The sequence below is a fragment of the Sphingopyxis sp. EU05-FHT14B03 genome (assembly GCF_058790875.1).
In genome coordinates, this window is sequence record NZ_JBYTDC010000004.1 from 308,008 (window position 1) to 317,077 (window position 9,070).

5 protein-coding genes are annotated in these 9,070 nt (G+C 59.5%); 2 read left to right on the plus strand and 3 right to left on the minus strand.

Annotated features, from left to right (window positions below):
* The first annotated feature begins 40 nt into the window (after positions 1–40).
* Entirely contained in the window at positions 41–937 is an 897-nt protein-coding gene (locus AC3WS4_RS22845; protein WP_492740572.1) for a phytanoyl-CoA dioxygenase family protein, read from the plus strand.
* A 257-nt stretch (positions 938–1,194) separates the two neighbouring features.
* On the opposite strand, the gene AC3WS4_RS22850 is transcribed toward AC3WS4_RS22845, so the two are convergent.
* Positions 1,195–3,207 carry a TonB-dependent receptor plug domain-containing protein gene (locus AC3WS4_RS22850; RefSeq protein ID WP_492740590.1) on the minus strand — a complete coding sequence of 671 codons (2,013 nt, stop codon included), beginning with the start codon at positions 3,205–3,207 and terminating at the stop codon, positions 1,195–1,197.
* A gap of 626 nt (positions 3,208–3,833) precedes the next feature.
* Between AC3WS4_RS22850 and AC3WS4_RS22855 the strand changes: the two genes are divergently transcribed.
* Complete coding sequence (locus AC3WS4_RS22855) at positions 3,834–4,028, plus strand: hypothetical protein (RefSeq protein ID WP_492740573.1); 195 nt, start codon at positions 3,834–3,836, stop codon at positions 4,026–4,028.
* 373 nt (positions 4,029–4,401) lie between these two features.
* Here the strand turns inward: AC3WS4_RS22855 and AC3WS4_RS22860 are convergent, their stop codons facing one another.
* Together AC3WS4_RS22860 and AC3WS4_RS22865 are read right to left on the minus strand one after the other, a co-directional pair.
* Positions 4,402–6,198 (minus strand): acyl-CoA dehydrogenase, encoded by a 1,797-nt coding sequence (locus AC3WS4_RS22860; protein WP_492740575.1) that lies wholly within the window; start codon positions 6,196–6,198, stop codon positions 4,402–4,404.
* Between the two features lie 880 nt (positions 6,199–7,078).
* A partial coding sequence (locus AC3WS4_RS22865) for a recombinase family protein (RefSeq protein ID WP_492740577.1) occupies positions 7,079–9,070 on the minus strand: 1,992 nt, incomplete at its 5' end.

The following is a 9,070-nucleotide window of genomic DNA, read 5'->3' on the forward strand; positions in this document are numbered from 1 at the left end:
GCCTGAATTCCAATAGTCGCAGGTCCGGAGGAGAAATTCGTTGAAACAGATCGAAAGTCAGACTTTGTCGCGCGAGAACCGCCAGATCGAACGGTTGGCATTCGGGAGCCCGCCCGAGATGGTCGGCGAAGTTTGCCGGCGCGACGGCGGTGTCATACTGACGGGGGCGCTTTCGCAAGAGGAAGTTACGGCGACAAATGCCGAACTCGACGTTGCGATGAACCAGTTGGACGAAGGCAATTTCGGCGATGGTGCGGAGGAATATGCAGCATTCATGGGCGGGCACACCAAGCGCCTCGCGCATGCGCTGAAATATAGCCCCACCTATCGCGATCGCCTGCTGTGCAGTCCGTCGCTCATGGAATATGTTGCGCAGATCATACCAGGAAAACCCGGCACGCACTCGCTGTTCGCAAGTCAGGTAATCGAGATATTTCCTGGAGAGACGGCCCAGGAACTGCATCGCGATGGGCAGGTTGTGCAAACTTCGCTCGATATCCATCATCGGGACGGCGCTAACGTGATGGCCAACGCGATTCTCGCATTGACCGACGTTACCGAAGAAATGGGAGCAACCCGCGTCGTACCTCGCAGCCATCTGTGGGAAGATTATTCCATTATTCCCCCGATCGAGGAGACGGTACCCGCCTTGCTTGGCGCAGGCGACCTGTTCCTTTTCACCGGCAAAACCTTGCACGGCGGCGGTGCGAACGTCACGCGCGACAAGTCCCGGCGGGTCATTACGTCGGCATATTCCATGCCCTACTTCATGGGCGAGGAAGCTTGGCCGTTCGTCTTCACGATAGAAGAGATTCGGCAATTCCCGCGAGCCCTGCAGACCATACTCGGCTTTCGATCGATATCCTGTCGCGACGAAGAACCGGGCTTCCTGTGGCGGGTAAACACGCAGCCGCTGGAGGATCATCTCAAGCTTTGAAGGCTCGATGGCGGCCGGGTATCTTTCACGTCGCCTTCCCCGCGGATCACGCCGTCGGATTCCGGACGCAAAACTGAAGGCGACGCGTCCGGTGCGGGGAAGAGATGCGTGATCGCCCGGGCGGCGGCACGGCCTCCGGGACTGGATTCTGGCGCAAGATCGCGGAAACGAGCAAACGCGCCGGCAGCCATCGGCGCGCATAGTGCCGCAATCGACCTCCAGCTTGTAAATCGCGCGCAAGCGCGCGCGCCGCACGGCTAAATCCCCAAGCGCAGGCCGATCCACAAGGTTCGTGGAGTGCCAAGGTCGATCGAACCGCCCTGATTGCGGGTGATGGTTCGCGCGCCGGTGACGTTTTCCGCTCGAACGATCAGTCCGACGCGCTTTTTCAGGGGCATTTCGGCAAACATGTCGAGGGTTGTCGCAGCCTTCAGCGCGTCGCTTTCCAGGTCATCTTCATATTGCCTGCCGACATGGCGTACGGTTGCGGCCAGCGTCCAGCCCTCGGCGGGGGTGAGACCGAGGGTCGCGCTCGCCGCCCAGTGCGGCGTCTGCGCCGGTCGATTGCCGTCGAGCCCCGCGGCAACCCCACTCCCTCTGGCTTCGGCGTCGGTATAGGCGATCGAACTCCGGAGGCTGACAACCCCGCGCGTCATTCCCGCCGACAGTTCGACGCCGCGCGCCTCAATGGCATCGATGTTGCGGCGCTCGCGTATGTTGGGCGCGAGGGTGACGTTCGCCACGGCGTGCTTCACCTCGTTGTCGAACAGCGTTACCGAGAATTCGATACCGTCAGCCGGAACGAGATCGACGCCTGCCTCGAACCCGATCAGCCGCTCGTTGCGAAGCCGGGCATTGGCCCTGGTTGTCACCGGAAAGACCACGAAGGGGCGATATAGCTCGTTGAGAGTGGGCAGGCGGAGACCGCTGTATGCCGCTGCCCGAAGCCGCAGCGCGCCGCTCGCCTGCCACATAGCGCCGCCACGGAACGATCCCTGCCAACCCGACCGGTCGGCGAACTGATTGTCCGTCACAATCAGATTGGCTCCATTTCGCTCGGTAAAGAAGCCGTCCGCGATCCAGTAGCGGTCGGCGCGCGCGCCCGCGGTCAGGGTCAAGGCTCCAAGTTGCCAATCATCTTCGATGAAGAAGCCGAGATCGCCGTTGGTTCCCCCGGCATTGCGGCGCGCGGTGACAGCGCCCGTCCCTGCATTGAAGGCTGTCTCGTATAATTCTCCGTCGGCGCGACGATAGTCGACGCCGAAGCGCAGGACATGCCCCGCGCCTATCGGCGGGCGAAGCTCGATCTTGCCGCCGATTCCGGTCGACGGTGTCTTGCGTTGATCCAGCGTGGGCCGGAAGCTGGCCGAAGAAATGACGACATTGGAAAAATTCCGCGCCTGCACATAGGCAAGAAGATCGAACTGCCAATCGCCGCGACCAACGAGGCGGACGCTGGCTTCCTGCCCTTCGCTCGCCGAATCCGCCCCTCGGAAACGCAAGGTGCGGTGATCACCGAACACCAGGACGCGCGCCTGGAGTTCGACCGCGTCGGAAAGCGGAGCAACGATGCGAAGCTGGGTGGACCAACTTTCATAGGCCGCCCGGGCCGTCGCGGCGACGCGCTGGTCGACCGGCGTCGTCTGATACCCCGTGCCGCGGTCCCAGCGCCCCGAAACGACGGCGAAGCCCCCGCCGAGCCGGGTCGCCAGCGTGGCGCTCGCCTCGGTTTCGCCACGGTCATCGACAAGCAGCTGGCCGCTCAGAGGTCCCAGCGTGTCTGCATCGGCACTGACCAATTCGACCGTTCCGGCAAGTGCCCCCGCGCCGAAAGGGCCCGATCCCCCGCCCCGTGTAACGCGGACGCTCGCAAGGCGTTCGGGAGCGAGCGCAGACAGGGGGATATAGCCGAAGAAGGGGTCGGCCACCGGGACGCCGTCGAGAAGCATCTGCGCCCGGCTCGTTGCGTTACCGCCGAGCGCCCGCAACGTAATCCCTTGTGCCGACGGATTGGATGCGCGGCTGTCCGAACGCCGAAACTGCTGAAAGCCGGCGATTGAGGCAAGCGCGTCTTCGATCCGTCCCGAAGCAGTGATCTGCAAAGCCTCTCGATCGATGATCCGGACATCATATGCCGGTGTTGCGGGGGTTTCAGGCAGACCTGCGCCCGTCACAATGATCGGCGCGTCGTCCTTTGCCTGAGCTCTGGCCGAGGTCCCAGCGCATATTGCCATCGCGAGCAGCGGCAGATCGCACAGGATACGCCGCATTCGACGTGTGCGAAGACAATTGAACCTCATCCCGATATCCTTGTTTCGGCCAGTTTCCATCCGGCCTTCCCTGGCCGCCGATCCCGGACCGGTCGGCCTGCCCTCGCCGGACATCCGATGCCAGGAGTGCGGCTGTGCGATCCCATAGTCGAATGCATCGCGAAGCCGCGGCATCGAAGAGCCCCTGACGACAATCGCGCCATTCCCGCGATCGCGCGTCCGCTGCCCGGCAGCGTTCACGCGCATATTGTTCCGAATTCTGGATAGCGAATCTTGAATCTGTACAAATATAGATAACATTGGCTATCTATATGTCAATTCGCTTGGCAGCAGGTCGCGCGTCGAGAGCGGAGGATGGAAGCCTTTGTAAAAATGGCCTAAAAGCACAACCCTCTCATCGCAGTATCGATTCGACGAGCCGCGCCAGGAGGCGAGCAACACCAGCGCAAAGCCACCGAAACCGGCCCTTCTCTTTCTCCTGGCCCGGATTGCCCCAAATCGGACCGCAAATATAATAACAAATGACGTGTAATTGATATCGGATCGGCCTAACAGGGTCAGCGCACCGGCCGGGTTCCAGGCGGCGGGAGACTTGGCATGATCCGTTTCAAGCGTGCACCCTCTCAATGAAGGTCTGGTGCTTCACAGCCGCCGGCGAGCGCGGCGCCCTGACACGCGACGAACTCGGCGCAAACTTGCCGCGCCGCTACGGACCGTGGGAACGCCGGTGCGAAGTCGATCTCAAGGGTGAGGACGACGACCTCGCGGCACGCAAACACATCGCCGCCGAGGGGTTCTGCCTTTTCCTCTACCTGCCATGACGTCGGGACACGCCGCAACCGCTGGCTGGCAACAGCCGAGTTCGCCAAGGTCGACCGCGCCCGTATCCGGGAAAGGCTCCGCGCCGGAAGAACAATATCGCAAATGCCCAACCGGGACGCGCTTGCACGCCTTGTCTGAAGGATGACGACGCTTCTCCGTGGATGGTCGCGCATCGCACGCAGAAGCGTCGCCAAGTTTAGGAGCGGAAAACACCCACTGCGCGGAAGCCTCCGCGCTTACATAACGATAGTCACGTTGATTTATCCCGGCGCGCAAGCAGGGAAATTCCTGGACGCGACGACAGGGACCGCGTCACGCCCGCAGCGCTGCCACGGTATCCGTGGATACGGCGAAGCCCCCTCCTCCAAGGCGCTAGCTGCCGACGAAATGCTCCGGTCGGAGGTCCAGGCAGGTGACATCGAGCTTGGCGACGAGCGCGAAGCGCGCATGCACGAGCGGCAACTCGTAGCGGAAGAAATAGCGGCATGCCGCAATCTTGCCCTCGTAGAAATCGCTATCGACTGACGCTACGGCAAGCGCGGTCGAAGCCGTCATCGCCTGCTGAAGCCAGAACCACGCGATTACCACATGACCAAACGCATCGAGATAGGTCGTAGCATTGGCGAGGCCGCGGTTAATATCCTCGCTCGCGGCAACCGCCTCGGTCGCGCCGGCGAGAGCTGCCATGGCCGATCGCAACGCATCGGCTTCCTCCACCAAGCTTTCGGTTGTCCGAGCCTCTGCAACGGTAGCCGACATCAGGCCGAAAAGCAGGCGGAGAGCCCGGCCATTGTCCATCCGCACCTTGCGCCCGAGCAGATCGAGCGCCTGAATGCCGAACGTCCCTTCGTGAATGTGGTTGAGGCGATTGTCGCGATAATGGCGCTCGACCGGATAGTCGCGCGTATAGCCATAACCGCCGAGCACCTGGATCGCCCATTTATTTGCCTCCAGACAATGTTCCGAAGGCCAGCTCTTGGCGATCGGCGTCAGAAGGTCGAGCAGGAGCCCGAGTTCCTCTTTATCGCCCGGGTCAGCGCTCGTCTTCTGACGGTCGACGAGCAAGGCGCAGAAGGCGGCAAGCGCCAGCGCGCCTTCTACCGCTGTTTTCTGCGCCATCAGCATGCGCTTCACGTCGGCATGTTCGATGATGGGCACCTGCGGATCGGCAGGAGATTTCGCTTGCGGCAGGCGTCCCTGCATGCGCGTCCGCGCATAGTCGAGCGCGTAGAGATACCCGGCGAGAGCCGACATCACCGAGGCGTACCCCACCCCGATCCGCGCCTCGTTCATCATGTGAAACATATAGCTGAGGCCCTTATTTGCCTCACCCACAAGATAACCGATGCTCGGCCCCTCCTCGCCGAAATTGAGGAGGCAATTGGTGGTCCCGCGATGCCCCATCTTGTGATTCAGTCCGGCGAGCGCAATCCCGTTGCGCGGCCCTACGCCCCCGTCTTCATCGACGCGATATTTTGGTACGATAAAGAGCGAGATGCCCTTCACTCCCGGGGGCGAACCGGGAATGCGAGCCAGCACGAGATGGACGATATTCTCGGCGATCTCATGATCACCCCCGGAAATCCACATCTTGTTCCCGATGAGGCTGTAGCTCCCGTCGGCCTGCGGCTCGGCGCGCGTCCTGATGTCGGAGAGCGAGGACCCGGCCTGCGGCTCGGAAAGGCACATCGTACCGAACCAGCGGCCTTCGAGCATCGGGGGCAGGAATATCTTCTTCTGCTCGTCGCTCGCGAAGGTTGCGAGGAGGTTCGCATTGGCAATGGTGAGAAAGGCGTAATTCGCGATACCAAGGTTCGCCGCCGTGAACATGCCGTTGATTGCCATGGTTACGATATGTGGCAGTTGCAGCCCGCCCACATCGTGGTCGGCACCCGCAGCGAAAAACCCCGCCTCGGCATATGCACGCAGCGCCGTCCCCACTTCGGGCATGATCTCGACCCTGCCGTTTACGAATTGCGGCTCGTTGGCATCGAGCGTTGCCGCAAGGGGAAGATACTGCTCCTCGGCGATCGCCTGCGCGGTGTCGAGAATGGTTTCGACCATGTCCCGGTCGAGTGCGCCGTATCGATCGGTCTCGAACAATGCGCCGGCATCGAGGCATTCGAACAGAAGGAAATCGATATCGCGGCGGTTTACGATCAAGGACATGAAAGGCATCTCCCGGCAACAGGCGTCAGTCGAAGAAAATCATCGGACAACAACGAGCCGGCCGTCGCGCTGGCGCGAGGCGTTGACCTCCTCACCACTCCGAAAAGAGCGCCGCGACAGGCTGACGGCAGGTCACTGCCTCGACATTTTAGACAACGATCGTTGCATTAATTTAAGGCTGCGCACAAGTGTTTATCCCGACCCCGAACGCAACCGCTCCGGCCGCACTCCGCCAGATCCGACAGACGCCTTTAGGCCCTGATCAGCAGGAGATTCGCGTAGACCGAACTGCGGCTTCACTATCTTCACTACCTCACGCAGGCGATTGAGATAATCCGACCAAAAGTGCATCATGCGAACCCGCTCATCCCAATATTCCCCCCGCATGTTGGCGCGGCGCACGCCATTACTTTCCATGTGAGCAAGCTGGCGCTCGACCGCGTCCGGATTGAATAGCATTCATAGAGATCGTTGCCGGTCGATGCCGCCGATAGGTTGGCGCTGGTCGCTCCAAGGTGGGGCCGCCATTTAACCTCGCTAGGCCGTCGGTCGGCTAATCAGATCGGGGACTCGTCTGCGAATGTCAAAAATAAGGCCTGATTGACCCCCCAAGGGCCGAATCCGGTGCAAACGGCATTTTAGTGCCCACTCGATTTTCCGAAGGGCCGGTATATGCAAATGTGCCATGAGATCAACGCGGCGCCGGAATGTGCCACAGGCTCGAAAGGGTTCTGAACTGCCGGATGGCCGCAGGGATTTCGTCGCGGCGCGGTGCTTCACGTCCGCGATGGTTCTTTGAGATTGTGGATGAAGGGAGGCGGGCTACCGGGAAACGGCCCGTCCAACGTGCAAAATGCACCATGAGCTTCATTTAGAGCTTTCAGGCAACCTTCGGAGGTGGTGCCCGATATCGGCCATGGCCAATCTTTTCGAGCAAGCCCTCTTTGCACATTGGGGCAAGATAGCAGCGATGAACACCGATATCGGTAAGATCCTTCGTTCGAACCTCACCCCTTTCTCGGACGAAGGCTACAGCGCGTTCTCGCAAAGTTAGCTTCGGGCCGCCGGACAATCTAATGGGTTCGGCGCGATCACGGTCGCGCTTCCGCATTCCGTTTGCAACACCTCGAATAGATGATAATGGAGAGTCCGAAACAAAATCGACGGAATCATCAAAAGGCTTTACCTTTGACGTCCTTATGATTGCGCGATACTTTGAAATAGTTTTTCTTGTTTCGTCAGAAAAAATGCGCATAATTATTTTGGATGTATACTGAGATGGGAGCCATTTCTCACTTTTTGGCGTTTCGGCGCTTCCTCGATCAGCCGCAAGCTCGGCACGGGGCAAACTTTCCACAATTATATCAAAGGGTTTGCGGAAAGTAACCTGTAGCTGTTCGCCCTTGTAAGAGCAGTTCGATAGTACGTGATTTAGTATGTTTCGTTTGCCCGCGAAGTCGGCATCAGCGAACATCTTCCTTGCATCGCGCGCTATGCCGAGAAGCGCGATTCCATCTTCAATATATGTGTCGTCAGCTATCGATAACCGATCAAACTCTCGAGCGAGGCTCTTCTGATCCTGGCGGAAGTCCGCTGTGATGCGAGTGAAGATGTCTTCGTCGATCCGCCCGTCAATGTGGTCCACATACGCTTGCTTCATGCGCTCGCGAATGTCGTCCTGATCGCGCCGGAGACGATCGAGCACTTTGGCGTGTTCGCTCGCGACAAGGTCGCTGTTTTCCTTGAGCGCCTGCCCAAGCCATTTGAACATTTCCGGGGTCATAGACACCTGCGCGACGATGTCCACGAACCGATCGAGCAGTCGTTCCTGCCGAACGTATGGCTCCTTGCAGTTCCCTTTGTAGCGGCTGCACCGGTAGTAGATATATTTTTGCTTCTTGATGTCGCCGACAAGCTTTCCTCCGCAGTGACCGCAATTGATGAGGCCGGAGAAGATGAAATTTTTTTCCTCCTGAGCGCGAGGCTGATGCCTGCCGTCCATGATGTCCTGCACCTTTTCCCAAAGATCCATCGAGACTAGTGGCTGATGAGATCCTTGGTATCGCTGGCCGAGCCACTCGAATTCGCCAGTATAAATTCGCGATCGCAGGAGCCGATGAACGGAGCTGACTCCAAGCGGCTTGCCGCTCTTTCGGTATGCCATGCCCATTTCGCGGGCCTTTTTCCCTGCCTCCTTCAGCGAATAGCGACCGGTACCGTACCATTCGAACAATCGGGTCACCCCTGGCGCCGTATAAGGGTCAACTTCGATAATCTTTTTGCCAAGCGGCCCGACAATGTTCCGATAGCCTAAAGGTGCGACGGTCGGCCAAATCCCCTGTTCAGCCTTTTCGATCATTCCCTTACGCGCTTCCTCCGAGAGATTGTCGATGTAGTTCTTTGCCATTAGCACCTTGATGCCGTGCATGAATTTCTCGGAAGATTTGGAGTCGGGCGACAGAACGACACCCTCTTTCACAAGATGGACGTCGATCTCGAATTCATCGAGCGTCACCCAATCGCGGAGATTTCGATAGAGCCGATCCGTTTTCTCGACCAAAATTGTGTCGATCGTCGGATGACGGCGAACGTAGGCGATCATCTGGTTGAAGTTAGTGCGGCCCGCCGCCTTTGCGGTTTCGATATCGATGAACTCTTCGACGACGCGGATTTCGTTCGCCTCGGCATAGGCTCGCAGGAGCTTCAACTGGGCATCGATGGAAAAGCCCTCGCGCTCTTGGTCTTTTGACGACACGCGCGCGTAAAGAACTCCGCGGGGCTTCGGCTTCAATTCGGTGAGGATCAGCGTGCAATAGGCACCCCCTTCGTGGGGTGATCGGCGTGCAAAAAGGACCCCTTCATCCCGGGGATT

Coding starts and splice junctions, on each gene's coding strand:
- AC3WS4_RS22850 (WP_492740590.1), bottom strand. CDS start 3,207: ATGCGGCGTATCCTGTGCGATCTGCCGCTGCTCGCGATGGCAATATGC.
- AC3WS4_RS22855 (WP_492740573.1), top strand. CDS start 3,834: ATGAAGGTCTGGTGCTTCACAGCCGCCGGCGAGCGCGGCGCCCTGACA.
- AC3WS4_RS22860 (WP_492740575.1), bottom strand. CDS start 6,198: ATGTCCTTGATCGTAAACCGCCGCGATATCGATTTCCTTCTGTTCGAA.